Source organism: Actinomyces haliotis (assembly GCF_015355765.1).
In the GTDB taxonomy this organism is placed as follows: Bacteria; Actinomycetota; Actinomycetes; order Actinomycetales; family Actinomycetaceae; genus Actinomyces; species Actinomyces haliotis.
Genome location: NZ_JACWNA010000013.1, coordinates 57,483 through 83,096, shown reverse-complemented (window position 1 = coordinate 83,096; position 25,614 = coordinate 57,483). Strand labels below are relative to the sequence as shown.

General features: G+C 71.8%; 16 protein-coding genes and 1 tRNA gene. 13 read left to right on the top strand and 4 right to left on the bottom strand.

What is annotated here, in order from left to right:
• Nucleotides 1-60: 60 nt before the first annotated feature.
• Nucleotides 61-1,383 carry an NAD(P)/FAD-dependent oxidoreductase gene (locus tag IXW69_RS07435; protein WP_194785713.1) on the bottom strand — a complete coding sequence of 441 codons (1,323 nt, stop codon included), beginning with the start codon at nt 1,381-1,383 and terminating at the stop codon, nt 61-63.
• Nucleotides 1,384-1,433: 50 nt separating this feature from the next.
• Nucleotides 1,434-1,934 (bottom strand): pyridoxamine 5'-phosphate oxidase family protein, encoded by a 501-nt coding sequence (locus IXW69_RS07430; RefSeq protein WP_228525029.1) that lies wholly within the window; start codon nt 1,932-1,934, stop codon nt 1,434-1,436.
• Between the two features lie 225 nt (nt 1,935-2,159).
• Here IXW69_RS07430 and hisF point away from each other — a divergent pair, with 225 nt between their 5' ends.
• The 8 genes from hisF to pyk all read left to right on the top strand — a co-directional run bounded on the left by hisF (nt 2,160) and on the right by pyk (nt 15,503).
• Complete coding sequence (gene hisF, locus IXW69_RS07425; protein WP_194785711.1) at nt 2,160-2,930, top strand: imidazole glycerol phosphate synthase subunit HisF; 771 nt, start codon at nt 2,160-2,162, stop codon at nt 2,928-2,930.
• Nucleotides 2,931-3,146: 216 nt separating this feature from the next.
• Nucleotides 3,147-3,557, top strand: a complete 411-nt coding sequence (gene hisI, locus IXW69_RS07420) for a phosphoribosyl-AMP cyclohydrolase (RefSeq protein ID WP_194785710.1) — start codon at nt 3,147-3,149, stop codon at nt 3,555-3,557.
• A gap of 166 nt (nt 3,558-3,723) precedes the next feature.
• Entirely contained in the window at nt 3,724-5,730 is a 2,007-nt protein-coding gene (locus tag IXW69_RS07415; protein ID WP_194785709.1) for an OPT family oligopeptide transporter, read from the top strand.
• A gap of 208 nt (nt 5,731-5,938) precedes the next feature.
• Nucleotides 5,939-6,763 (top strand): indole-3-glycerol phosphate synthase TrpC, encoded by an 825-nt coding sequence (locus IXW69_RS07410; RefSeq protein ID WP_194785708.1) that lies wholly within the window; start codon nt 5,939-5,941, stop codon nt 6,761-6,763.
• On the top strand, nt 6,764-7,690 hold the full coding sequence (gene lgt / locus IXW69_RS07405) for a prolipoprotein diacylglyceryl transferase (protein WP_194785707.1): 927 nt from the start codon (nt 6,764-6,766) through the stop codon (nt 7,688-7,690). It begins immediately after the preceding gene.
• A gap of 92 nt (nt 7,691-7,782) precedes the next feature.
• The gene (gene gltB, locus IXW69_RS07400) at nt 7,783-12,354 is read left to right on the top strand and encodes a glutamate synthase large subunit (RefSeq protein WP_194785706.1); all 4,572 of its coding nucleotides are present in this window, start codon (nt 7,783-7,785) and stop codon (nt 12,352-12,354) included.
• On the top strand, nt 12,347-13,807 hold the full coding sequence (locus IXW69_RS07395; RefSeq protein ID WP_194785705.1) for a glutamate synthase subunit beta: 1,461 nt from the start codon (nt 12,347-12,349) through the stop codon (nt 13,805-13,807). The genes gltB and IXW69_RS07395 overlap by 8 nt, the downstream gene beginning before the upstream one ends.
• Nucleotides 13,808-14,063: 256 nt before the next feature.
• Nucleotides 14,064-15,503: a pyruvate kinase gene (gene pyk, locus IXW69_RS07390; protein WP_194785704.1), complete on the top strand. Its 1,440-nt coding sequence runs from the start codon at nt 14,064-14,066 to the stop codon at nt 15,501-15,503.
• Between the two features lie 139 nt (nt 15,504-15,642).
• Here pyk and IXW69_RS07385 read toward each other — a convergent pair.
• Nucleotides 15,643-15,716 (bottom strand) — tRNA-Leu (locus tag IXW69_RS07385).
• 82 nt (nt 15,717-15,798) lie between these two features.
• Here IXW69_RS07385 and IXW69_RS07380 point away from each other — a divergent pair.
• Nucleotides 15,799-16,407 carry an ANTAR domain-containing response regulator gene (locus tag IXW69_RS07380; RefSeq protein ID WP_194785703.1) on the top strand — a complete coding sequence of 203 codons (609 nt, stop codon included), beginning with the start codon at nt 15,799-15,801 and terminating at the stop codon, nt 16,405-16,407.
• Between the two features lie 68 nt (nt 16,408-16,475).
• On the opposite strand, the gene IXW69_RS07375 is transcribed toward IXW69_RS07380, so the two are convergent.
• Complete coding sequence (locus tag IXW69_RS07375) at nt 16,476-17,033, bottom strand: thioesterase, FlK family (RefSeq protein ID WP_194785702.1); 558 nt, start codon at nt 17,031-17,033, stop codon at nt 16,476-16,478.
• A gap of 17 nt (nt 17,034-17,050) precedes the next feature.
• On the opposite strand from IXW69_RS07375, the gene polA reads away from it, so the two are divergent.
• The 4 genes from polA to uvrB all read left to right on the top strand — a co-directional run bounded on the left by polA (nt 17,051) and on the right by uvrB (nt 25,406).
• Nucleotides 17,051-19,903, top strand: a complete 2,853-nt coding sequence (gene polA / locus IXW69_RS07370; RefSeq protein WP_194785701.1) for a DNA polymerase I — start codon at nt 17,051-17,053, stop codon at nt 19,901-19,903.
• Nucleotides 19,904-20,243: 340 nt separating this feature from the next.
• The gene (rpsA, locus tag IXW69_RS07365; RefSeq protein ID WP_194785700.1) at nt 20,244-21,695 is read left to right on the top strand and encodes a 30S ribosomal protein S1; all 1,452 of its coding nucleotides are present in this window, start codon (nt 20,244-20,246) and stop codon (nt 21,693-21,695) included.
• A gap of 303 nt (nt 21,696-21,998) precedes the next feature.
• Nucleotides 21,999-23,246 carry a dephospho-CoA kinase gene (coaE, locus tag IXW69_RS12060; protein WP_323745228.1) on the top strand — a complete coding sequence of 416 codons (1,248 nt, stop codon included), beginning with the start codon at nt 21,999-22,001 and terminating at the stop codon, nt 23,244-23,246.
• A gap of 63 nt (nt 23,247-23,309) precedes the next feature.
• Nucleotides 23,310-25,406, top strand: a complete 2,097-nt coding sequence (uvrB, locus tag IXW69_RS07355) for an excinuclease ABC subunit UvrB (protein WP_194785698.1) — start codon at nt 23,310-23,312, stop codon at nt 25,404-25,406.
• Nucleotides 25,407-25,614: the final 208 nt, after the last annotated feature.

Below are 25,614 nucleotides of genomic sequence, written 5' to 3'. Positions count from 1 at the left end.
CGGCGGCGCCCGGTGTCAGGAAGACGGTTCGGCGCGCGGCCGGGCTCCTCAGCGCCCGCATCAGCCGGGACAGCCCCACGCGCCGTCACGAAGCGCGATGCGCACGACCTCCGCCGCCCGCAGTCCCGAGCCGATCGCTCCGTCCGTCGAGCCGGCTCCCAGCTGGTCCCCGCACCGGACCACCTTCCCGTCCGGCACGGCCCTCGGGCGCAGGTCCTCCCCGGGAACCACGGCAGGAAGCGTGTCGGGCACGTCATGGACCGCCAGGAGCTGCCAGCCGGTGGAGTCGGCGCCGTAGACCTCCCCCAGGTGCCGGCGCACGTCCTCCTCGGCGGGGTCGGAGTCATCGGTCAGGGTGAGTGCGCCCACGAGGTGCTTCCCATCGGGCGCGTACTCGGCCGCGAGGTTGCTCACGACGCTGGTCGTGGCGACCGGCCCGTCCTCAGGGGACAGACCGCGTCCGTCGACGTGGATCGCCGAGGTGTCACTGGGCGCCTGCGCGGTGGCGAACCAGAAGGTTCGGGTGCCGTGCGTCGTCGGGGTCGGCGTGCGCGTGAGCGACTCCGTCTCCCCGAGCCCGGCGGCGACGACGACCGCGTCTGCCCGCAGGACGCGCTCTGCGACGCGCACCGTCCCGCACCGTGGGTCGACGTCCGTCACCCGCGCACCGAGGCGCACGTCCAGCCCCTCGGCCATGACGCGCGGCAAGGTGCGTGCGCCGCCGCTGGGAAGACCGGGCGTACCGGCGGCGAAGAGGGCCAGCAGCCAGAGCGTGTGCCGCAGTGACGTCGAACCGTCGCGCTCGCACACGACCCCGGAGAGGAAGGGCTCGACCACCCGATGTCGCAGCGGGCCCGTGAAGCCGGCGGAGTCGAGGCCCTCGCGACGCGTCCTGTCCGCGCCGACCGCTCGGGCCAGGACGCGCACCGCGGTCAGGTCCCGGCGGGTGACGAGCCCGGACCGGAGGGTGGCGGGCAGGGTCCAGGGCCTGCGGCTCGGGTCGCTCAGGGTGACGAGGCCGTCCGAGGTGCGCACGCGCACGTCCCGTGGGAAGCGACGCAGACCGAGGCGCTCGACGTCCACGGCGCGGCGCAGGTTGCGGTAGGCCGGGTTGAGCACCTGGAACCCGCGGTCGAGGAGGAAGCCGTCGACCTCGTCGGTCTGGATCCTGCCTCCGACCCGGTCGGCGGCCTCCAGGACGAGGACCCGGCGCCCCTCGTTGGAGAGGGCACGGGCCGCAGCGAGCCCGGCGACGCCGGCTCCGACGACGATCACGTCCGCGTCGGGCTCTCCGTGGGGTCGCGCGGTCGTGGGAACGCGGCAGGACGCGTCGGTCGCGGGCCGGGGCTGTTGCCGCGTCCCGGTGCTCGTGCTCGTTGTCATGCCTGTGTCCTCCTGGGGTGGTCGTGGGCCATCGTGCGGTTCGGAACGCGTCACAGCTCGACGGTGCCGGCGTGTCCACCAGGCTGACCGCCCGTGACCGCGGCGCGGAGAAGCCCGACGGCCAGCGCCGGCCCCGAGGGGGACTTCCAGTACTGGGCGGTGTCCGCGTGGACGACCAGGGCCACCTTGCTGGAGCTCTCCTCGCCCTCGACGCGCTCGACCAGCTCGCTGGTGACGCTGCTCCACAGGTCCTCGACGACGGCGGGGTCGCGCAGGACGCGCCCCCGTCCGGCGACGGAGACGAAGGACGTGCCGTCACGGAAGCCGAGGTTCACCTCCTGGCCGTCCGCCTCCTGGGCCGCGTCACCGCCGCTCGGGACGATGAAGCTGACGTCCCCGTCCTCGCTCACGTCCTGGACCGTGAGCGGACGGGACACGAGGGACCCCGTGGAGTCACGGGTGGTGAGCATCGCGAAGCGCGCCTGGCGCATGAGGTCGCGGACGAGCTCCTGCTCCTCAGCGCGGCGAGCGGTGCTGTGTGGAGTGGACATCATGAGATCCTTCCGGCTGGCGGGGCGACGTCCCCGATGAGACGCCCTTCACGTCAAGATGCCACACTCGCGGGCACCCCGCGAGGCGGTGGCACGTCGGCACGGTGTTCCCGGGCCTCCGGAGCGCGGACCGCGCCGCCGCTCGGGGGCGGTACGGTCCAGGTGGGCGGTCGCAGCGCGCGCTACGCTCGCGGTGCCGCCGCCCCCACGACACCAGGAGTCCCCATGAGCGTCGCAGTCCGCGTCATCCCCTGCCTCGACGTCAAGGACGGGCGCGTGGTCAAGGGCGTCAACTTCCAGGGCCTGCGCGACGCCGGTGACCCCGTCGAGCTCGCCACGCGGTACGACGCCGAGGGGGCCGACGAGATCACCTTCCTCGACGTCTCCGCCTCCTCCGAGGGTCGCACCACCATGCTCGACGTCGTCTCCTCCACGGCTGAGCAGGTCTTCGTGCCCCTCACCGTGGGCGGCGGGGTGCGCGGCGTGGAGGACGTGGACGTCCTCCTGCGCGCCGGCGCCGACAAGGTCGGGATCAACACGGCCGCCATCGCTCGCCCCGAGCTCCTCACCGAGGTCGCCACCCGCTTCGGCAACCAGGTCATCGTGCTGTCCGTCGACGCCCGCCGCTGCCCCGCCGGCGTCACCACTCCCTCCGGCTACGAGGTCACCACCCACGGCGGCACCCGCTCGACCGGTATCGACGCCGTCGACTGGGCCGTGCGCGCCGCGGGCCTGGGCGCCGGCGAGATCCTCCTCAACTCCATGGACGCCGACGGCGTCACCGGCGGCTTCGACCTCGAGATGATCGACGACGTCCGCGCCCGCGTCGACGTGCCCCTCATCGCCTCGGGCGGTGCGGGCAGGGCCTCGGACTTCGCCACCGCCGCCGACCACGGTGCCGACGCAGTCCTCGCGGCCAGCGTCTTCCACTACGGCACCCTCACCATCAGTGAGGCCAAGGACGCGCTGCGCGCGGCCGGGCACCCGGTGCGGTGAGCCCTCGCGCCGGGGGCGGGGCGCGCCGGCCGACGGGCCCTGCTCCGCGCCGCCCTCTCCGGTCTCACGCACAGGGCGCGTCCGCGCCCGGCGCGGGAAGTGCCCCGAGGTCTCACCCACCGCGGGCATAGCACCGGACACGGTGCTGATCGCCCTCGTCGGCGCCTGGACGGGCCCGTCGAGCCGGGGCCCGGGGCCGTGGCACAATCACGGCCCGTGACCACCAGTGAGACCGCCCGTGCCGACTCCCCGCTGCCCGACGAGCTCGCCGACCGGCTCAAGCGCGACCCCAAGGGGCTCATCGCCGCCGTCGTCCAGCAGCACGACACCCGCGAGGTCCTCATGGTCGGGTGGATGAACGACGAGGCGCTCCGCCGGACCCTCACCGAGGGCCGCGTCACCTTCTGGTCACGCTCCCGCCAGGAGTACTGGCGCAAGGGCGACACCTCAGGCAACTACCAGTACGTCAAGGCCGTCTCCCTCGACTGCGACGGCGACGCCCTCCTCGTCGAGGTCGACCAGGTCGGCGCGGCCTGCCACACGGGTGCCCGTTCCTGCTTCCAGGCAGGGGGCGACCTCGGCGCCGCCGTCGGAGAGCGTCCCGAGGCCCTCCGCGAGGAGGCCTGAGCCCGGACCGGACACCGAGGCGGGCTGCGCCCTGGAGGCGCTCTCCACCGAGCTCCTGTCCCGGCGGCCGCGGCGCCCGCGACGCGCGGTGCTACCGTGCGACCTGTTTGCCCGGGCCCCACGATGGCGCGGGCTTGCTCACGCATCCCCAACCTGAGAGCGCACCATGTCCTCATCAGCCACACCGGCGGGCACGGAGGCCCGCCGGCCGGCCGCCGCCAGCAGCCGCGGCGCCGTCAAGGAGCTCACCCTCCGCGGCGTCATCATCGGCGGCGTCATCACCATCGTGTTCACCGCCGCCAACGTCTACCTCGGGCTCAAGGTCGGCCTGACCTTCGCGACCTCCATCCCCGCCGCCGTCATCTCGATGGCGATCCTGCGCCGGTTCAAGGACCACACGGTCCAGGAGAACAACATCGTCCAGACGATCGCGTCCGCGGCGGGGACGCTCTCCGCGATCATCTTCGTCCTGCCCGGCCTCATCATCGTGGGCTGGTGGAACCACTTCCCGTACTGGACGACCGTCGCCGTCATCGCCCTCGGCGGCGTCCTCGGCGTCATGTACTCCATCCCGCTGCGCCGCGCCCTCGTGACCCACTCCGACCTCCCGTACCCCGAGGGGGTCGCGGGGGCGGAGGTCCTCAAGGTCGGCGACACCCACGAGGGAGCCGAGGAGTCCGCCCGGGGCCTGCGCGTCATCATCTGGGGCGCCGTCTGCTCCGCCGGCTACGTCATCCTCAACGCCCTCAAGGCCATCGGCACCGAGGTCTCCACGACCTTCCGCCTCGGCGCCGGCGCCACGACCCTGGGCACGTCCCTGTCGCTCGCCATCATCGGCGTCGGCCACCTCGTCGGTCTCGGGGTCGGCGTCGCCATGCTCGTGGGTCTCGGCATCTCCTACGGGATCCTGCTGCCGCTGCGCACCTCCGGCCACGTCGCCGGGCTCCACGGCACGGACCTCTCCGACCTCGTCTCGACGACCTTCGCCTCCGACGTCCGCTTCGTCGGCGCCGGCACGATCGCCATCGCCGCCGTGTGGACCTTCATCAAGATCCTCGGCCCCATCGTCTCCGGCATCCGCGAGTCCCTCGCCGCCTCCGCCCGTCGGGGCAAGGGCGAGGAGCTTCCCGTCACGGAGCAGGACCTGTCCATGCGCGTCGTCGTCATCACGACCCTGGCCTGCATGCTGCCCGTCGGCGCCCTCCTGTGGCTCTTCGTCCACGGCACCGCCATCGCCTCGAGCGCGCTCGGCCTGGTCCTCATCTCGGTCATCTTCATCCTCCTGACCGGTCTCGCCGTCGCCTCCGTGTGCGGCTACATGGCCGGCCTCATCGGCGCCTCCAACTCGCCGATCTCCGGCGTCGGCATCCTCGTCGCGATCCTCGCCGCCCTCGTCGTCAAGCTCGTCTTCGGCGCCTCGAACGACTCCCAGACGACGTCGCTGGTCGCCTACACGCTCTTCACCTCCGCCGTCGTCTTCGGCATCGCGACGATCTCCAACGACAACCTCCAGGACCTCAAGACGGGCCAGCTCGTCGACTCCACCCCCTGGAAGCAGCAGGTCGCCCTGCTCATCGGCGTCCTCTTCGGAGCGATCGTCATCCCGCCGGTCCTCGATCTCATGCAGACCGCCTTCGGCTTCGTCGGCGCACCCGGCGCCGGCGAGAACGCTCTCGCCGCCCCGCAGGCCAGCCTCATCTCCTCCCTCGTCACGGGCGTCTTCGGCGGCTCCATCGACTGGGGGCTCCTCGGTCTCGGCGCCCTCATCGGCGTCGTCGTCATCATCATCGACGAGATCCTCACCCGCACGACCAGGCGCATGTCCCTGCCGACCATCGCCGTCGGCATGGGCATGTACCTGCCCAGCGCCGTGACCGTCCTCATCCCGCTCGGCGCCGTCCTCGGGGTCATCCACAACCGCGCCGGCGAGCGCTCCGCCCACCCCGAGCGGGTCAAGCGCATGGGCACGCTCATGGCGACCGGCCTCATCGTCGGAGAGTCGCTCTGGGGCGTCGTCTTCGCCGCGATCGTCGGCGCCACCGGCAACGAGGCGCCCCTGGTCGTCTTCCCGGACGGGTGGGCCACCGGTGGCACCTGGCTCGGTGTCGTCGTGTTCATCGCGATGCTGATCGGCCTCTACCGCATGGCGCGGCGCGAGGGCGCCCGCGACTGAGGCGCACGCCGTCCCCTGTCACCGGCTCGGGCGCCGGACCCCGCCCCGGGGTCCGGCGCCCGAGCCGATTTGCCCCGTAACACGGGGGCGTGGACCATGAGTGCCGCACGACCATCCGCGCGAGGCCGCACGGGACCGTGCCGGCGCCCGCCCAACGGCGGCCGACCGACCGACGACCGACCGGCTCCCCGCGGAAAGGTGGTGGCGCGTGATCCGCTTCGACGAGCTCGCCGACGCCTCGCGCGCCCAGGTCGCCCTCCGGCAGGAGCGCGTCCCCCTCGGCACCCTCCGCGAGGCCGTCCGCCTCGCCCCGGGAGCCCTCGACGCCGGTGCCGTCCTGCGGCAGCCCGGCCGCGCCGTGTCCGTCATCGCCGAGGTCAAGCGCGCCACCGCCACCTTCGCCGACCTCTCCGGCGTCGGCGACCCCGCCGTCCTGGCCCGCTTCTACGAGGCCGGGGGAGCGGCGAGCGTCTCGGTCGTCACCGAGCCCGCCCGATCCCACGGCGCGCTGGCGGACCTCGACGCCGTGCGCACGGCGGTCGAGGTCCCCGTGCTCGTCAACGACGTCGTCGTCACCCCCTACCAGGTGCACGAGGCCCGTGCCCACGGCGCCGACATGCTCACCCTCGACGCCCGCCTCGAGGGCCTCGTCCTCGAGGCCCTCGTGGAGCGCACGCACTCGCTCGGCATGCTCGCCGTCGTCGAGGCGCACTCCCGCCGCGAGGCGCTCTCCGCGGTGGAGGTCGGGGCGCGCTGCGTCGCCGTCGACGCGCGCGACCCGGAGACCCTCGACGTCGACCGCTCCCTCTTCGAGCAGGTGGCGGAGGTCCTGCCCAGCACCACCATCCGCGTCGCCGAGGGCGGCGTCGCGGGTCCGCACGACGTCATGACCTACGCCCGCGCCGGCGCCGACGTCGTCCTCGTCGGCGAGGCCGTCATCCGCTCGGCCGACCCCCAACAGATGGTGGCCGAGCTCGTCGCCGCCGGCTCCCACCCCGCCCTGCTCCGCACCACCCACCGAGAGGCCCTCTGAATGCACGCCGCCACGACCGCCATCGAGGGGCTGGCGAGCCTGCCGGCCGCGATCCCGAGTCCCTCCCGGGGCGTCTGGTACATCGGGCCGATCCCGCTGCGCGCCTACGCCCTGTGCATCCTCACCGGCGTCTTCATCGCGGTCTGGCTGGCTGACCGCCGTTACCGCGAGCGCGGGGGCGACCAGGACGTCGCCCTCGACGTCGCCATCCTCGCCGTGCCCGTCGGCATCGTCGGAGCCAGGCTGTACCACGTCATGACCTCCCCGGAGGCCTACTTCGGCCCCGACGGCGACCTGGCCCTCATCCCGCAGGTCTGGCACGGAGGCCTGGGCATCTGGGGCGGCGTCGCCGCGGGCGTCGCCGCCGGCGCCTGGCTCCTCCACCACCGTGGACTGCGACTGGCGCCCATGGCGGACGCCGTCGCTCCCGCCCTCCTCATCGCCCAGGCCGTCGGGCGGGTCGGCAACTACTTCAACCAGGAGCTCTTCGGACGGGCCACCACCCTGCCGTGGGGTCTCGAGATCGACGACGCCCACCTGCCCGCCGGCTACGCGCCCGGGACGCTGTTCCACCCGACGTTCCTCTACGAGCTCCTCTGGAACCTCGCCGGCGCCGCCTTCCTCCTCTGGCTCGACGGCCGGCTGCGACGGCGCGACGGTGCCACCGGCGGACGCCTCATCTGGGCCTACCTCATGGTCTACACGGCGGGCCGCGGCTGGATCGAGGCCCTGCGGATCGACGACGCCCAGCACTTCCTCGGCATGCGTCTCAACGACTGGACCTCGCTCATCGTGTTCCTCACCGGTCTGGTGGGCTACGTCGTGGCCACACGTCGTCACGCTCCCGACACGATCAGGCGCGATAGTGGCGGTGGCACCGATGTGCCAGCGGATTCGCAAGACGCCGATCATGAAATAGAGGCGTAACCCGTCGCTGGAAGCGTCGGCGTTGACGAGACACGGTTGTCCCGCATCTCGGTCACGAGCGCGGGCGCCGACCTACAGAGAGGACGGGCTCCATGCAGCAGACCGCTCAGTCGGCCGCCGGGACGGCGGCATCCCAGAGGCAGGGGCTTTACGACCCCGCCTATGAGCACGACGCCTGCGGCATGGGTTTCGTGGCGCGCCTCGACGGCGCCCCGGCTCACTCCGTCGTCTCCGACGCCCTCCACGTCCTCGCCCGCCTCGACCACCGCGGTGCCGTCGGCGCCGAGGAGAACACGGGCGACGGCGCCGGCATCCTCATGGCCGTCCCGGACGCCTTCTTCCGCGAGGAGGTCGCCTCGCTGCCCAAGGCGGGCGCCTACGCCGTCGGCCTCGTCTTCCTCCCTGGCCCGCACGAGGGCGCCCAGGCCCGTTCGCAGGCCGTCGCCGCCATCGAGCGCCTAGCGCGCGAGGAAGGGCTGCGCGTCGTCGGCTGGCGCGACGTCCCCACCGACGACTCGATGATCGGCCCGACCGCCCGCGGCGCCATGCCCGAGTTCCGTCACCTCGTCGTCACGGACCGCGCCGGCCGCGCCAGCGGCGTCGCCCTGGACCGCCTCGCCTACCGCCTGCGCCGCCGCGCGCAGAAGGAGGCCGGCGTCTACATGGCCTCCCTCTCGTCCCGCACCCTCGTCTACAAGGGCATGCTCACTACCGAGCAGCTCGCGCCCTTCTTCCCGGACCTCACCGACGAGCGCGTCGCCACCCGCGTGGCCCTCGTGCACTCCCGCTTCTCCACGAACACCTTCCCGTCGTGGCCCCTGGCTCAGCCCTTCCGCATGATCGCCCACAACGGCGAGATCAACACCGTGCGCGGCAACCGCAACTGGATGGCCGCCCGCGAGGGCCTCATGAGCTCCGAGCTCCTCGGCGACCTCGAGCCGCTCCTCCCCGTGTGCACCGAGGGCGGCTCCGACTCCGCCTCTTTCGACGAGGTCTTCGAGCTCCTCACCCTCGCCGGCCGGTCCATGCCGCACGCCATGGCGATGCTCGTGCCCGAGGCCTGGGAGAAGAACACGACGATGGACCCCAGGGTCCGCGCCTTCTACGAGTACAGCGCCAACATCGTCGAGCCCTGGGACGGCCCCGCCGCCATGGTGTTCACCGACGGCACCCAGGTCGGTGCCGTCATGGACCGCAACGGTCTTCGCCCCGGCCGCTGGACCGCCACCAAGGACGGCACCATCGTCCTGGCCTCGGAGACGGGCGTCCTGCCCATCGACGAGTCGAACATCGCCGCCCGTGGCCGGCTCGAGCCCGGCACCATGTTCCTCGTCGACCTCGACTCGGGCCGCATCGTCCCCGACGCGGAGATCAAGGCCGGCCTCGCCGCCGAGGCCCCCTACGACGAGTGGCTCGCCGAGAACATGGTCAGCCTCGAGGACCTCCCGCCCCGCGAGCACGTCGGCCACTCCGCCTCCTCCGTCCTGCGCCGCCAGCAGACCTTCGGCTACACGCACGAGGAGCTCTCCATGCTGCTCACGCCGATGGCCGTCAACGGCGCCGAGGCCATCGGCTCCATGGGCACGGACACGCCCATCGCGGTGCTCTCGAGCCGCCCCCGCCTCGTCTTCGACTACTTCAGCCAGCTCTTCGCCCAGGTGACCAACCCGCCGCTGGACTCCTACCGCGAGGAGCTCGTCACCTCGATGTCCGCCGCGATCGGCCCCGAGCCGAACTTCCTCGCGGACACCCCGGAGCACGCGCGCAAGCTCGTCATCCCCTTCCCGGTCCTCACCTCGGACCAGCTCGCTCAGCTCGCCCACATCGGGCGCGCGAAGGCCGCCAAGGGGTTCACCGCCACGAAGATCAAGGGCCTGTTCCGCGTCAGCGGGGGAGAGGCCGCCCTGCGCGAGCGCCTCGAGGAGATCTTCGCCGAGGTCGACGCCGCGGCCGAGGCCGGCACGAGCTTCATCATCCTGTCGGACCGCGAGTCCACCGCGGAGATGGCCCCCATCCCGTCGCTGCTCCTCACGAGCGCCGTCCACCACCACCTGCTGCGCAGGCACACGCGCACCCAGGTCGGTCTCGTCGTCGAGGCCGGCGACGTCCGTGAGGTCCACCACGTCGCCCTCCTCATCGGCTACGGGGCCGCGGCCGTCTGCCCCTACCTCGCCATGGAGTCCGTCGAGGCCCTGGCCCGCTCCGGGGCTATCAAGGTCGATCCGGACACCGCCGTCGAGAACCTCGTCCACGCGCTCGGGCACGGAGTCCTCAAGGTCATGTCCAAGATGGGCATCTCCACCGTCGCCTCCTACCGGGGCGCCCAGGTCTTCCAGGCCGTCGGCCTCTCCGAGGACCTCGTCGACGAGTACTTCACCGGCACCCCCACCCCGCTGGGCGGCATCGGCCTCGACGTCATCGCCGAGGAGGTCCTCGCTCGGCACCTGCAGGCCTACCCGCCGTCGGGCATCTCGCCGGCGCACCGCACCCTGCAGACCGGCGGCGACTACCAGTGGCGCCGTGAGGGCGAGGACCACCTCTTCAACCCCGCGACCATCTCCCGTCTCCAGTACGCGACGCGGACCGAGCAGCGCGAGGTCTTCCGCCGCTACACCGACGAGATCAACGACCAGTCCGAGCAGCTCATGACGCTGCGCGGCCTCATGCGCCTGCGCACCGAGGACGTCGAGCCCGTCCCGCTCGAGGAGGTCGAGCCGGTCGAGGAGATCGTCAAGCGCTTCGCCACCGGCGCGATGAGCTACGGCTCCATCTCCCGTGAGGCGCACGAGACCCTCGCCATCGCCATGAACCGCCTCGGCGGCAAGTCCAACACCGGTGAGGGCGGCGAGTCCCGCGAGCGCCTGCACGACCCGGAGCGCTGCTCCAAGATCAAGCAGGTCGCCTCCGGCCGCTTCGGCGTCACGGCCGAGTACCTCACCTTCGCCGAGGACATCCAGATCAAGATGGCCCAGGGCGCCAAGCCCGGTGAGGGCGGCCAGCTCCCGGCCCACAAGGTCTACCCGTGGGTCGCCGAGGTCCGCCGCTCGACCCCTGGCGTCGGCCTCGTCTCGCCGCCGCCGCACCACGACATCTACTCCATCGAGGACCTAGCCCAGCTCATCAGCGACCTCAAGAACGCCAACGAGGAGGCGCGCGTCCACGTCAAGCTCGTCTCCGAGATCGGCGTCGGCACCGTCGCCGCGGGCGTGTCCAAGGCGAAGGCGGACGTCGTCCTCATCTCGGGCTTCGACGGCGGCACCGGCGCGGCCCCGCTCACCAGCGTCAAGCACGCCGGCGCCCCGTGGGAGATCGGCCTGGCCGAGGCCCAGCAGACCCTCGTCCTCAACGACCTGCGCGACCGCATCGTCGTGCAGTGCGACGGTCAGCTCAAGACCGGCCGCGACGTCGTCATCGCCGCGCTCCTGGGCGCCGAGGAGTTCGGCTTCGCGACGACGGCGCTCGTCGTCTCCGGCTGCATCATGATGCGCAAGTGCCACCTCGACACCTGCCCGGTGGGCGTCGCCACGCAGAACCCCGTCCTGCGCCAGCGCTTCTCCGGCCGTCCGGAGTTCCTCGTCACGTTCTTCCGGTACATCGCCGAGGAGGTCCGCGAGATCCTCGCCAGCCTGGGCCTGCGCACCATCGAGGAGGCCGTCGGCCGCGCGGACCTGCTCGACACCGAGAAGGCCGTCGCCCACTGGAAGTCCGAGGGCCTCGACCTCACGCCGATCCTCACGATGGCGCAGCCGGCCCCCGGCTCGTCGCTCCACCACGTCAAGGGCCAGGAGCACGGCCTCGAGTCCGTCCTGGACCGCACGCTCATCAAGCTGGCGGCCCCCGCGCTCAGCCGTGCCGAGCACGTCTCCATCACCCAGCCGATCCAGAACACGGACCGCACGGTGGGCACGATGCTCGGGCACGAGATCGCCAAGAAGTACGGCGACGAGGGGCTCGCTGACGGCACGATCGAGATCAACCTGTCCGGCTCCGCCGGCCAGTCGCTCGGCGCATTCCTCCCGCACGGCGTCACGGTCCGGCTCACGGGCGACGCGAACGACTACGTCGGCAAGTCCCTGTGCGGCGGCCGCGTGGCCGTCCACCCCAGCAAGGGCGCGTCCTTCGTCGCCGAGGAGCAGGTCATCGCCGGAAACGTCATCGGCTACGGCGCGACCGCGGGCGAGCTCTTCATCCGCGGCCGCGTCGGCGAGCGCTTCGCCGTCCGCAACTCCGGTGCCACGCTCGTCGCCGAGGGCGCGGGCGACCACGCCCTGGAGTACATGACCGGCGGTACGGCCGTCGTCCTCGGCGCCACCGGCCGGAACGTCGCCGCGGGCATGTCCGGCGGGACCGGCTACCTCCTCGACCTCGACCGCGCGAGGATGAACGCGGAGGCCGTCGCCAGCGGCGCCGTCGAGCTCTCCGAGCTCGACGACTCCGACGTCGACGTCCTCACCACCATCCTGCGCGAGCACGTCGAGGAGACCGGCTCGGCGGTCGCCCAGCGTCTGCTGGACGAGCCCGAGCAGCTCCGGTCGCGCTTCACGCGCGTCCTCCCGCGCCAGTACGCGGCCGTGCGCCGCGTCCTCGCCGACGCCGAGGCGTCCGGCCTCACCCCGTCCGACCCCACCGTGTGGGACAGCATCCTGGAGGTGTCCCGTGGCTGACCCCCGCGGCTTCCTGAAGATCACCGAGCGCGAGCTGCCGAAGTACCGCCCTGTCGAGGTCCGCATCCTCGACTTCAAGGAGGTCGAGGATCGCAAGACCCAGGACGAGGCCCAGCTGCGCCGACAGGCCTCCCGCTGCATGAACTGCGGCATTCCCTTCTGCCACCAGGGCTGCCCGCTCGGGAACCTCATCCCCGAGTGGAACGACCTGACCTGGAAGGGCGACACGGCCGCCGCCGTCGAGCGCCTCCACGCCACCAACAACTTCCCGGACTTCACCGGGCGGCTGTGCCCGGCGCCCTGCGAGTTCGCCTGCACGCTCGGCATCAACCAGCCGGCCATCACCATCAAGAACATCGAGCACTCGATCGCCGACGCCGGCTTCGACGAGGACCTCATCAAGCCGCAGGTCCCTGCCTTCCTCACCGGCTCGACGGTCGCCGTCATCGGCTCCGGCCCCGCCGGCCTCGCGGCGGCGCAGCAGCTGACCCGCGCCGGGCACACCGTCGCCGTCTTCGAGAAGGACGACAAGCCGGGCGGTCTCCTGCGCTACGGCATCCCGGAGTTCAAGCTCGAGAAGTCGGTCCTCGACCGCCGCCTCGCCCAGATGGAGGCGGAGGGCACCCGCTTCCGCAACTCGGTCGACGTTGGCAACGAGCTCACCGGCCAGGAGCTCCTCGAGTCCTTCGACGCCGTCGTCCTCGCCATGGGCACCCCGAAGCGCCGCGACCTGCGCGTCCCGGGCCGCGAGCTCGAGGGCACCTACCAGGCGCTCGAGTACCTCACCGCCGCGACCCGCGAGGTCCACGGCGAGGGCCCGACGCCGATCTCCGCCGAGGGCAAGGACGTCATCATCATCGGTGGCGGCGACACCGGAGCCGACTGCCTCGGTACCGCGATCCGCCAGGGCGCCAGGTCCGTGACCTCCATCGAGATCATGCCCGCGCCGCCCACGGAGCGCCCCGCCAACCAGCCCTGGCCGACGTACCCGCGGCTCTACAAGGTCGCCTCCGCGCACGAGGAGGGCGGCGACCGCGTCTGGGCGACCTCCACCGTCGAGATGCTCGACGACGGCGAGGGCCGCGTCGGGTCGCTGCGCATCACCGAGGTCGCCTTCGAGGGCGGACGCCCGGTCCCCGTCGAGGGCACCGAGCGGGTCATCCCGGCCCAGCTCGTCCTTCTCGCGATGGGCTTCACCGGCGTCCCGGAGACGGGCCTCGTCGAGCAGCTCGGCCTGTCCCTGGACGCGCGGGGTCGCATCGAGCGCGACGAGGACTGGAACGCGGGCGTGCCCGGCGTCTTCGTCGCCGGCGACTCCGGCCGCGGTCAGAGCCTCATCGTGTGGGCGATCGCGGAGGGCCGCTCGGCGGCCGCCAGCGTGGACCGCTACCTGCGGGGCACGACGGAGCTGCCGAGCCCGATCACCCCGACCGAGGTCTCCTACCAGCCGTGATCCCGGCGGGCGGGGGAGCGGCATCCTCCCCGGCCCGGCCCGGCCGGGTCATCCGTGCGCCCGTCCCGTGGACGGGCGGGCGCACGGCGTACTCAGGGGCAGCAGGAACCCTCGGAGCACGAGCACGCGGACTCCGAGCCGCGTGAGGTGGACCCGGCGCTCGAGGCGGTGAACACCGCGTGACCCTCCTCCCAACAGGTCGTCATCCCCCCGTGGGGCCTCGTCCGGGGCCGGAGCATCCCGTAAGATCCGGGCCATGCGAAGAGCGAAGATCGTCTGCACACTGGGACCCGCCACTGAATCTCCTGAGCAGGTTCAGGCGCTGATCGACGCGGGCATGAACGTGGCCCGTATCAACCGTTCCCACGGGCGCGCCGAGGACCAGGAAGTCGTCATCGAGCGCATCCGCGAGGCCTCGGCCGCGTCCGGCCGTCCGGTCGCCATCCTCGTCGACCTCCAGGGTCCGAAGATCCGCCTCGGCAACTTCGTCAACGACCAGAAGGTCATGCTCAACAAGGGCGACGAGTTCACGATCACGACGGACGACGTCCTCGGCACGGTCAAGCGCGTCGGCACCACCTTCAAGGGTCTGCCGGGCGACTGCCGCCCCGGTGACCGCCTCCTCATCGACGACGGCAACGTCGCGGTGCGGGTCACGGCCGTCACCGACACGGACGTCGTCACCAAGGTCGAGGTCCCGGGCTACGTGTCCAACCACAAGGGCCTCAACCTCCCCGGCGTCGCCGTCTCCGTCCCGGCCCTGTCCGAGAAGGACCGCGAGGACCTGCGCTGGGCGTGCCGCATCGGCGCCGACCTCATCGCCCTGTCCTTCGTCCGCGACTCCAAGGACATCGAGGACGTCCACCAGATCATGGACGAGGAGGGCGTGCGCATCCCGGTCATCGCGAAGATCGAGAAGCCGCAGGCCGTCGACAACCTCTTCGACATCGTCTCCGCCTTTGACGGGATCATGGTCGCGCGCGGCGACCTCGGCGTCGAGATGCCGCTCGAGTCCGTGCCGCTCGTCCAGAAGCGCGCCATCGAGCTCGCCCGCCGCCAGGCCAAGCCGGTCATCGTCGCGACCCAGGTGCTCGAGTCGATGATCCAGAACCCTCGCCCGACCCGCGCCGAGGCCTCCGACTGCGCCAACGCCATCCTCGACGGCGCTGACGCGGTCATGCTCTCCGGCGAGACCTCGGTCGGCGCCTACCCGATCGAGTGCGTGCGCACGATGGCGCGCATCATCGAGAACGTCGAGGAGAACGGCGGCGAGCGCATCGCCGAGCTCGGCTCCTACCCGCAGACCCGCGGCGGCGTGCTCACCCGCGCCGCGGCCGAGATGGGCGAACAGCTCGACGCCACCTACCTCGTCACCTTCACGCAGTCCGGTGACACGGCCCGCCGCCTGTCCCGCCTGCGCTCCGCCATTCCGCTGCTGGCCTTCACCCCGCTCGAGTCGACCCGCCGTCAGCTGGCCGTCTCCTGGGGCGTGAGCACCTACACCGTGCCCGATGTCCGTCACACCGACGAGATGGTCGCCCAGGTCGACGAGATCCTCCAGGCCAAGCAGCTCGCGCAGCCCGGAGACTCCGTCATCATCGTCGCCGGCATGCCGCCGGGCACGCCCGGCTCCACCAACTCGATCCGCGTCCACACCGTCGGTGAGGAGATCGACTACAAGGCCGTCCGCGCCTGAGCCGAACCTCCGCCCGAGGACGTGAGGAAGGGGCTCCGCACCAGCTGGTGCGGAGCCCCTTCGTCGTCTCGTCCCTGCGGTCGTCGGCGTCGGGCACGCGACCACGGCCGACCGACGGGGACGAGACGCCATCGCCTCGTACCTCCGGTGGGACTCGAACCCACAACACTCCGATTTTGAGTCGGATGCCTCTGCCAGTTGGGCTACGGAGGCGGATGCCGCGCAGTGCCCGGGCGTGAGTCTCGCGACGCCGCCCCGGTGCTCGCGACCGCGCTGAGCATACTAGGATCGGCTCGTGAGCAACGAGTCTTCCACCTCCTCCCGCCGAGTCCTCGTCGCCGAGGACGAGACCCTCATCCGCCTCGACATCGTCGAGACCCTCACCGACGCCGGCTTCGAGGTCGTCGCCGAGGCCGCCGACGGCGAGGAGGCCGTCCGCCTCGCTGAGGAGCACGAGCCGGACCTGTGCGTCATGGACGTCAAGATGCCCGTCATGGACGGCATCACCGCCGCCGAGCAGATCGTCGAGAAGGTCGGCGCCGCCGTCGTCATGCTGACGGCCTTCTCCCAGACCGAGCTCGTCGGGCGGGCGAGCGCCGCCGGCGCGATGGCGTACGTCGTCAAGCCCTTCACCCCGGCGGACCTCATCCCCGCCGTCGAGATCGCGCTGTCCCGCCACGAGGAGATCCAGTCCCTCGAGAACGAGATCAGCGACCTCCAGGAGCGCTTCGAGACCCGCAAGCGCGTGGACCGCGCCAAGGGCCTCCTCATGGAGAAGATGGGGCTCAGCGAGCCCGAGGCCTTCCGCTGGCTCCAGAAGACGTCCATGAACCGGCGGCTCACCATGCGTGAGGTCGCCGACGCCGTCATCGAGCAGGTCGGAGCCTCCAAGAAGGAGGACTGAGGCCCTCACCGGGCGGGGTGGCCGATGCTGCGCCCCGTGCCGGAGGGGCCAGGAGCGGGTGCCTGCGGTCAGCCCCGGTCCGTGAACAGGCTGCGCAGCGTCCCGCGCGCGACCTGACGACCCTTCTCGTCGAGGACCGACACCTCGTAGACGGCGGTGCGCCGCCCCCGGTGAACGGGGGTGGCCACCGCCGTCGCCCGCCCCTCCGTCGCCGGCCTCAGGTGGCTGACCTGCAGCTCAGCGCCGACCGCCACCGTGCCCTCCGGCGCGGCCTGGCGCGCCGCCACGGAGGCAGCCGTCTCGATGAGCGCGGCGGAGGCACCACCGTGGAGGATGCCGATCACCTGGCGGGCGCCCTCGACCGGCATCGTCACGACGGTCCGGTCCGCGGATCGCTCCAGCACCTCCATGCCGAGTGTCGCCATGAGAGTGCCCTGCTCCCAGTCCTCAAGCCCGCCCGGCACCGGGGGAGCGACTGGGGCGGAGACCGCCGAGCCGGCGGGGTGCGTGTCCGGGAAGGCGCGCGCCCGCGGCGCCGGGAAGCCGACCGGTGCGTCCGCGGTCCGCGCGGTCGGGCCGGGCTGGGGGACGCCGTCGGGGGGCGTGGAGGGGTGCTGGTCGCTCATGCCCGTAGGCTGGCACGGTGAGCACCACGGATTCCAGCACCCCCGCCAGCACGTCCCCGTCCGGCAGCGCCTCCGTCACCCCGGCCGACGACGGCGCCAGGCTCCTGCTCATCGACGGCCACTCCATGGCCTTCCGCGCGTTCTTCGCGCTCCCGGTGGACTCCTTCACGACCTCGACCGGTCAGGCGACGAACGCCGTCCACGGCTTCACCTCGATGTTCCTCTCGCTCCTGGAGCAGGAGCAGCCGACGCACGTCGCCGTCGCCTTCGACCTGCCCGGGGGGACCTTCCGGACCGAGGAGTACTCCGACTACAAGGGCACCCGCGACGAGACCCCCCGCCCCTTCGTCGGGCAGGTCGAGCTCATCGAGGAGCTCCTCGCCGCCATGGGCGTGCGGACCCTCACCGCTCCCGGCTATGAGGCTGACGACATCCTCGCGACCCTCGCCCGCCGCGGCCAGGATGCCGGCATGGAGATCCTCGTCTGCTCGGGGGACCGCGACTCCTTCCAGACCGTCACCGACCGCTGCACGGTGCTCTACCCGATCAAGGGCGTCTCCACGCTGCGCCGCATGACGCCCGACGAGGTCCAGGAGCGCTACGGCGTCCCGCCGGAGCGCTACCCGCACCTCGCCGCCCTCGTCGGCGAGACGAGCGACAACCTGCCCGGCGTGCCCGGGGTGGGCCCCAAGACGGCCGCCAAGTGGATCAACCTCTATGACGGCCTCGAGGGCGTCATCGCCCACGCCGACGAGATCAAGGGCAAGGCCGGCCAGTCCCTGCGCGACCACCTCGACGACGTCGTCCGCAACCGTCGCCTCAACCGGCTCCTCACGGACCTCGACCTCGGCGTCCAGCCCGCCACGGACCTCCGCCTCGTCGGGGCGGACCGCCGCGAGCTCGCCCGCGTCATGGAGGCCCTCGAGTTCCGAACCCTGCACCAGCGAGCCCTGCGCACGCTCACCTTCGCCGACACCTCCGACGGCGTCGAGGCGCGAGAGGAGTCGGAGCTGGGCGACGACTCGCCACTGGCGCGCCTCGAGGTCCTCGACGTCGCCGTCCTCGGCCACGGCGTCGAGCCCGGGTCACTCACGGCCTGGCTCGACGAGCACCTCCGCGCCACGGGCGACGATGAGGAGACCCGTCTGCTCGGCCTCGACGTCGTCGGCGACCTGCGGCCCGGTCGCGGATCCGCCGAGCTCATCTCCGTCTCAGACGGCGAGCACGCCGTCGCCGTGGACACGGCTCTCGTCTCCCCGGACGACGAGGCGGCCCTCGCCGCGCTCCTCGCCGACCCCGCCCGGCCCAAGGTCGTCGCCGACGCCAAGGGCGCCTGGCACGCCCTGACGGGACGCGGCCTGGACCTCGACGGCGTCGTCGCCGACCCGTCACTGGCCGGGTACCTGTGCCGCCCCGAGCAGCGGGACTACGGCACCGACGCCCTGGCCGAGCGCTGGCTCGGCCTCGACCTCGCCTCCCTCACCGTCACCGACGAGCCCGCCGAGGCGCAGTCCGCCTTCGACCTGGACGCCCTCGGTGGGGGTGGGGACGCCGTCCCGACGGCGGCCCTCGCCTCGGCGCGCCGAGCCGCCGCCCTCCTCCCGCTCCAGGAGGCCCTCGAGGCCCAGATGGACCAGCGCGGGGCCACGGAGCTCTTCACCCACCTCGAGATGCCCGTGGCCGCCACGCTCGCGGAGATGGAGCACGCCGGCATCGCCGTCGACGAGGACGTGCTGCGGGAGCGGGAGACCGAGCTCGACGCCCGCGTCACCCACGCCGCCGAGGGCGCCTACGACGCTGCCGGGCACGAGCTCAACCTCTCGAGTCCCAAGCAGCTCCAGACGGTGCTCTTCGACGAGCTCGGCATGCCGCACACGCGGAGGACCAAGACCGGCTACACGACCGACGCGGGCGCCCTGGCCGAGCTCTACGCGAAGACGGGCCACCCCTTCCTCGAGAACCTTCTCGAGCACCGCGACGCCATCAAGCTCCGCCAGACCGTCGAGGGCCTGCGCAAGGCCGTCCTGCCCGACGGCCGCATCCGGACCACCTTCCAACAGACGGTCGCCGCGACCGGGCGCCTGTCCTCGATCGACCCGAACCTCCAGAACATCCCTGCGCGCACCGAGGAGGGCCGTCGCATCCGCGAGGCCTTCACGACCGGCGAGGGCTACGAGTGCCTCGTCACCGCCGACTACTCCCAGATCGAGATGCGCATCATGGCGCACCTGTCCGGCGACGAGGCCCTCATCGACGCCTTCCGCTCGGGGGAGGACCTGCACCGCTACGTCGCCGCGCTCGTCCACGGCATCGACGTCGAGGACGTCACCGCGGAGCAGCGCAGCCACGTCAAGGCCATGAGCTACGGCCTCGCCTACGGGCTGTCAACCTTCGGCCTGGCCAAGCAGCTCGGCATCGACAACGCCGACGCCGCCGCCCTCCGGGACGCCTACTTCGCACGCTTCGGCCGCGTCCACGACTACCTCGAGGCCGTCGTCGAGCAGGCCCGCCGCGACGGCTACACGGAGACCATGTTCGGGCGCCGCCGCTACCTCCCGGACCTGACGAGCGACAACCGCCAGCGCCGCGAGATGGCCGAGCGCGCCGCCCTCAACGCCCCGATCCAGGGCAGCGCCGCCGACATCGTCAAGAAGGCCATGATCGACGTCGCGGAGGGCCTGGCCGAGGCGGGGCTCTCCTCGCGGGTGCTGCTCCAGATCCACGACGAGCTCCTCGTCGAGGTCGCCCCCGGCGAGGCCGGCGCGGTCGAGGACTTCCTGCGCGAGCGCATGGGAGGGGCCGCCGAGCTCTCCGTCCCGCTCGACGTCTCGGTCGGTCGCGGGACCACCTGGCGCGACGCCGCGCACTGAGCGATCGGCTGCGGGGAAGCGCCGCGGCCGTCGTCAGGGCGACCGGCGGGGCGCCGACGCCGGCCCGTGCCACAGGCGGACGTGAGCGATTCCACGGCTCCGCACCGGGTTCTCCGTGACCTTCCACAGGTCACGAACTGGGCACGTCCTGGTAGAGTCCCAAGAGTGCGCTCATGGGTGCCGACGTCGAGCCGCTCCTGAGACAGTTCCCGAACTGCTTCTCGGCGGAAACGGCTGTCGCGCTCGCCGCGCCGGGGCCAGTCCGGGCTGGTCGTCGGGGCGTGGGACGCACGGACTCTATCCACCCGACCCATCTGTCCACTTTCGGAGCAACCACTCAATGACCACCACCACGCCCAGCCCCGCCCCGGTCGCCGTCAACGACATCGGCTCGACCGAGGAGATCCTCGCCGCCGTCGACGAGACCATCAAGTACTTCGACGACGGCGACATCGTCGAGGGCACCGTCGTCAAGGTGGACCGCGACGAGGTCCTTCTTGACATCGGCTACAAGACCGAGGGCGTCATCCTCGCTCGTGAGCTGTCCATCAAGCACGACGTCGACCCCGACGAGATCGTCTCCGTCGGCGACGAGATCGAGGCCCTTGTTCTCCAGAAGGAGGACAAGGAGGGTCGTCTGCTCCTGAGCAAGAAGCGCGCCCAGTACGAGCGCGCGTGGGGCACCATCGAGCGCGTCAAGGAGGAGGACGGCGTCGTCACGGGCACCGTCATCGAGGTCGTCAAGGGCGGTCTCATCCTCGACATCGGCCTTCGCGGCTTCCTCCCCGCCTCCCTCGTCGAGATGCGTCGCGTCCGCGACCTCCAGCCCTACGTGGGCCGCGAGCTCGAGGCAAAGATCATCGAGCTGGACAAGAACCGCAACAACGTGGTCCTCTCCCGCCGCGCCTGGCTCGAGCAGACCCAGTCCGAGGTCCGCACCAACTTCCTGCAGACCCTGCAGAAGGGCCAGGTCCGCACCGGCGTCGTCTCCTCGATCGTCAACTTCGGTGCCTTCGTGGACCTCGGCGGCGTCGACGGCCTCGTCCACGTCTCCGAGCTCTCCTGGAAGCACATCGACCACCCGTCCGAGGTCGTCGAGGTCGGTCAGGAGGTCACCGTCGAGGTCCTCGACGTCGACTTCGACCGCGAGCGCGTCTCCCTGTCGCTCAAGGCGACGCAGGAGGACCCGTGGCAGGCCTTCGCCCGCACGCACGCCATCGGCCAGGTCGTCCCCGGCAAGGTCACCAAGCTCGTCCCCTTCGGCGCCTTCGTCCGTGTCGAGGACGGCATCGAGGGCCTCGTCCACATCTCCGAGCTGGCCCAGCGTCACGTCGAGGTGCCCGAGCAGGTCGTCAAGGTCGGCGAGGAGGTCTTCGTCAAGGTCATCGACATCGACCTCGAGCGTCGCCGCATCTCGCTGTCCCTCAAGCAGGCCAACGAGGGCGTCGACCCGGCCTCCGAGGACTTCGACCCCTCGCTCTACGGCATGGCCGCGGAGTACGACGAGAACGGTAACTACAAGTACCCCGAGGGCTTCGACCCGGAGACCAACGAGTGGCTCGAGGGCTACGACGCCCAGCGCGAGGCCTGGGAGGCCGAGTACGCGGCCGCCCACGCCCGCTGGGAGGCCCACAAGGCCCAGGTCGCCAAGGCGCTCGAGGAGGACACGGAGACCGGCGACGCCAGCGCCGCCCAGTCCACCTCGTACTCCTCGGCCCCGGCCGAGGCCACCGGCACCCTCGCCTCCGACGAGGCTCTTGCCGCCCTCCGCGAGAAGCTGACCGGCAACTGAGCCTGACAGCCTGATCCGCTCCTGACGGCGCCCCGACCACCTCGTGCGGTCGGGGCGCCGTCGTGCTCCCAGCCCGTACACCGGTGTGGGGCCGGTGCGGGACGTGGCGGTCCGCCACAGGCACTGGCAGTCCGTGCGTCCTAGCGACCGCGTGAGCGGCGCCGGAGTGGCCCTGGCAGCACGCTCAGCACGGCGGCGACGACGGCTGCCCCCGCACTGGGGTCGCGGTGGGCAAAGTGCGGTACTAACCTGCCGGGTATGCAGTCTCAGTCGCCGGCGCGGTCCCGGTTGGTGCCTGACCGAGTGACCGTCCTCGTCACAGGCTTCGCGCCCTTCGGCGGCGAGAGCGTCAACGCCTCCTGGGAGGCCGTGAGCCGCCTGCCGCACCAGGTCCCCCTCGCCGGCGGCACCGCGGAACTCACCACGGAGGAGCTCCCGGTCACCTTCACCGGGGCCGCGGCCCGCTCCCGCGAGCTCATCGAGACTCTCCGGCCCGACGTCGTCCTGCACGTGGGCGTCAGCGCCGCGGCCGGTGCTGTTCGGCTCGAGACGACCGCGCGCAACGTCGCCGACGCCCGCATCCCCGACAACGCGGGCAGGCAGCCCGCTGGTGAGCAGCTCACCCCCGGCGGGGCCGAGTCCCTGCGGTCCACGTGGCTCGTTGGCGCTCTCGTCGGTCGGCTCCGGGCCGCAGGGCTCCCGGTCGAGGCCTCCGACGACGCAGGACGCTACGTCTGCAACGCCACTCTCTACTCGGCGCTCGAGACCGCCGCGGGAATGAGCGAGGACGCACCCTACGTCGGCTTCGTCCACGTCCCGTCGCTCGACACGCTCGACGTCGAGGTGACGACGGAGGTCCTCAGGAGGCTCGTCGTCGAGCTGTCGGACCAGGTCCGTCGCCGATCCGCGGCCCGGAGCGGGCTCGGCCGACTCGCCGTCCCGCGGCCCGGGAGACCCCTCCGCCTCGGGCTCACCGGTGGGATCGGCTCGGGCAAGTCCTCCGTCGCGAGGCTGCTGGCGAGCCACGGCGCGACCGTCGTCGACGCCGACGGCCTGGCCCGCGAGGTGGTCGAGCCCGGCACGCCGGGGCTCGCCGCCATCGCGGACGCCTTCGGGCCCACCGTCCTCACCGCCGACGGCGCGCTCGACCGCCAGGCACTGGCCGGCGTCGTCTTCGCGGACCGTGACGCCCGGACGCAGCTCGAGTCGATCACGCTGCCGCTCATCGCGGCGACCGCGGCCGAGCGCATGGACCGTGTCGCCGCCGGCGCGGTCGCCGTCTACGACGTCCCGCTCCTGGCCGAGGGACGGATGGCCGATCTGTTCGACGCTGTCATCGTCGTCGAGACCCCGTTGCCCCTCCGCCTTGAGCGGCTCGAGGGACGCGGCCTCGCGCGGGACGAGGCACGCGCCCGCATGGCGAACCAGGCGAGCGACGAGGAGCGCCGCGCCCTCGCGGACGTCCTCCTCCTCAACAACGGCACGGAGCCGGACCTCGCCGACGGCGTCGACTGGGTGTGGAAGAACAGGATCGCCCGAGCCCTTCCCTGACGGCGCAACGGCCTGTGATGCGTGCCCTGCGAGCGCGTCGTGCGTGCCGCGTAGCCTGGCGCCATGCGCCCCGTCACCGACCTCCGCCGTGCCGAGAAGCCCTTCGAGGTCATCAGCCCGTACCAGCCCAGCGGTGACCAGCCCACCGCCATCAAGGAGCTGACGGAGCGGCTCAACGCGGGGGAGAAGGACATCGTCCTGCTCGGCGCCACCGGTACGGGAAAGTCGGCGACGACGGCCTGGCTCGTCGAGCAGGTCCAGCGCCCCACCCTCATCCTCGAGCCCAACAAGACGCTCGCCGCCCAGATGGCTGCGGAGTTCCGCGAGCTCCTGCCCAACAACGCCGTCGAGTACTTCGTCTCCTACTACGACTACTACCAGCCGGAGGCCTACGTCCCGCAGACGGACACCTTCATCGAGAAGGACTCCTCCATCAACGACGAGGTCGAGCGCCTGCGGCACAGCGCGACGAACAACCTCCTCACGCGGCGCGACGTCGTCGTCGTCTCCTCGGTGTCCTGCATCTACGGACTGGGCACGCCGCAGGAGTACGTCGACCGCATGACCCCGCTGTCCGTGGGGGAGCAGATCGACCGTGACGACCTCCTGCGTCGCTTCGTCGGCATGCAGTACACGCGCAACGACATCGACTTCACGCGCGGCACCTTCCGCGTGCGCGGGGACACGGTCGAGATCATCCCCATGTACGAGGAGCTCGCGATCCGCATCGAGTTCTTCGGCGACGAGATCGAGTCCCTCGCCACCCTCCACCCCGTCACCGGCGACGTCATCGACACGGTGGACCAGGTCTTCATCTTCCCGGCCTCCCACTACGTCGCCGGCCCCGAGCGCCTCGGCCGCGCCATCGAGGGCATCGAGGACGAGCTCGCCGAGCGCCTCCAGGTCCTCGAGCGCGACGGCAAGCTCCTCGAGGCCCAGCGGCTGCGCATGCGCACCACCTACGACCTCGAGATGCTCAAGCAGATCGGCACCTGCTCCGGCGTCGAGAACTACTCGATGCACATCGACGGCCGCTCGCCGGGCACCCCGCCGAACACCCTCCTCGACTACTTCCCGGAGGACTTCCTCCTCGTCATCGACGAGTCCCACGTGACCGTCCCGCAGATCGGCGCCATGCACGAGGGCGACGCCTCCCGCAAGCGCACGCTGGTCGACCACGGCTTCCGCCTGCCCTCGGCGCTCGACAACCGCCCCCTCACCTTCGGCGAGTTCGAGGACCGCATCGGCCAGACCGTCTACCTGTCCGCCACGCCCGGCGACTACGAGATGAACCTGTCCGACGGCGTCGTCGAGCAGATCATCCGACCCACCGGCCTCGTCGACCCAAAGATCGTCGTCAAGCCGACCGAGGGCCAGATCGACGACCTCCTCGAGGAGGTCCGCCGCCGCACCGACAAGGACGAGCGGGTGCTCGTCACGACCCTCACCAAGCGCATGGCGGAGGACCTCACCACCTACCTCGCCGACCGGGGCGTGCGCGTCGAGTACCTCCACTCCGACGTCGACACGCTGCGCCGCGTCGAGCTCCTGCGTGAGCTGCGGCTCGGCCAGTTCGACGTCCTCGTCGGCATCAACCTCCTGCGCGAGGGGCTCGACCTGCCCGAGGTCTCCCTCGTCTCCATCCTCGACGCGGACAAGGAGGGCTTCCTGCGCTCCACCCGCTCCCTCATCCAGACGATCGGACGCGCGGCCCGCAACGTCTCGGGCGAGGTGCACATGTACGCGGACAAGATCACGCCCGCCATGGCCGAGGCCATCGAGGAGACCGAGCGCCGCCGCACGAAGCAGCTCGCCTACAACACCGAGCACGGCATCGACCCGCAGCCCCTCCGCAAGAAGATCGCCGACGTCACCGACATGCTCGCCCGCGAGGACGTCGACACCGAGGAGCTCCTCGCCGGCGGCTACCGCGGCCACGAGGAGGCCGCCGTCAAGTCCCGGCGTAAGAAGGCCGCGGAGACCACCGTCCGCGAGAAGCTCGCCGGCGCGGCCGAGTCGGACCTCGTCCAGCTCATCGGCGACCTCACCGACCAGATGCACCAGGCCGCCGAGGACCTCCAGTTCGAGCTCGCCGCCCGCTTGCGCGACGAGATCCAGGACCTCAAGAAGGAGCTGCGCGACATGCGCGCGACCTCCTGAGGCGACGGCCAGCGGTCTCGGCGCGCGCCGGGGACGAGTCCCGGCCTTGGACACCATGCGGTCTGCCGGCTCGACACGGAGCCGTGGGACGTTAGACTCAGGCCGACCACTCGGAGGGGAGTACTCCCACCAACGGCGACGTCGTCATCACGGCGGACCGGATCGCGGGCTTCAGCCCGGTCCCGGCCCCCGGCGTCGCAGGCCAGAC

Excerpts from the sequence above, each read along its gene's own strand:
- rpsA (WP_194785700.1), top strand. The coding sequence starts at position 20,244 with ATGACCACCACCACGCCCAGCCCCGCCCCGGTCGCCGTCAACGACATC.
- hisF (WP_194785711.1), top strand. The coding sequence starts at position 2,160 with ATGAGCGTCGCAGTCCGCGTCATCCCCTGCCTCGACGTCAAGGACGGG.
- uvrB (WP_194785698.1), top strand. The coding sequence starts at position 23,310 with ATGCGCCCCGTCACCGACCTCCGCCGTGCCGAGAAGCCCTTCGAGGTC.
- lgt (WP_194785707.1), top strand. The coding sequence starts at position 6,764 with ATGCACGCCGCCACGACCGCCATCGAGGGGCTGGCGAGCCTGCCGGCC.
- IXW69_RS07375 (WP_194785702.1), bottom strand. The coding sequence starts at position 17,033 with ATGAGCGACCAGCACCCCTCCACGCCCCCCGACGGCGTCCCCCAGCCC.
- IXW69_RS07430 (WP_228525029.1), bottom strand. The coding sequence starts at position 1,934 with ATGTCCACTCCACACAGCACCGCTCGCCGCGCTGAGGAGCAGGAGCTC.
- IXW69_RS07435 (WP_194785713.1), bottom strand. The coding sequence starts at position 1,383 with ATGACAACGAGCACGAGCACCGGGACGCGGCAACAGCCCCGGCCCGCG.
- pyk (WP_194785704.1), top strand. The coding sequence starts at position 14,064 with ATGCGAAGAGCGAAGATCGTCTGCACACTGGGACCCGCCACTGAATCT.
- IXW69_RS07415 (WP_194785709.1), top strand. The coding sequence starts at position 3,724 with ATGTCCTCATCAGCCACACCGGCGGGCACGGAGGCCCGCCGGCCGGCC.
- gltB (WP_194785706.1), top strand. The coding sequence starts at position 7,783 with ATGCAGCAGACCGCTCAGTCGGCCGCCGGGACGGCGGCATCCCAGAGG.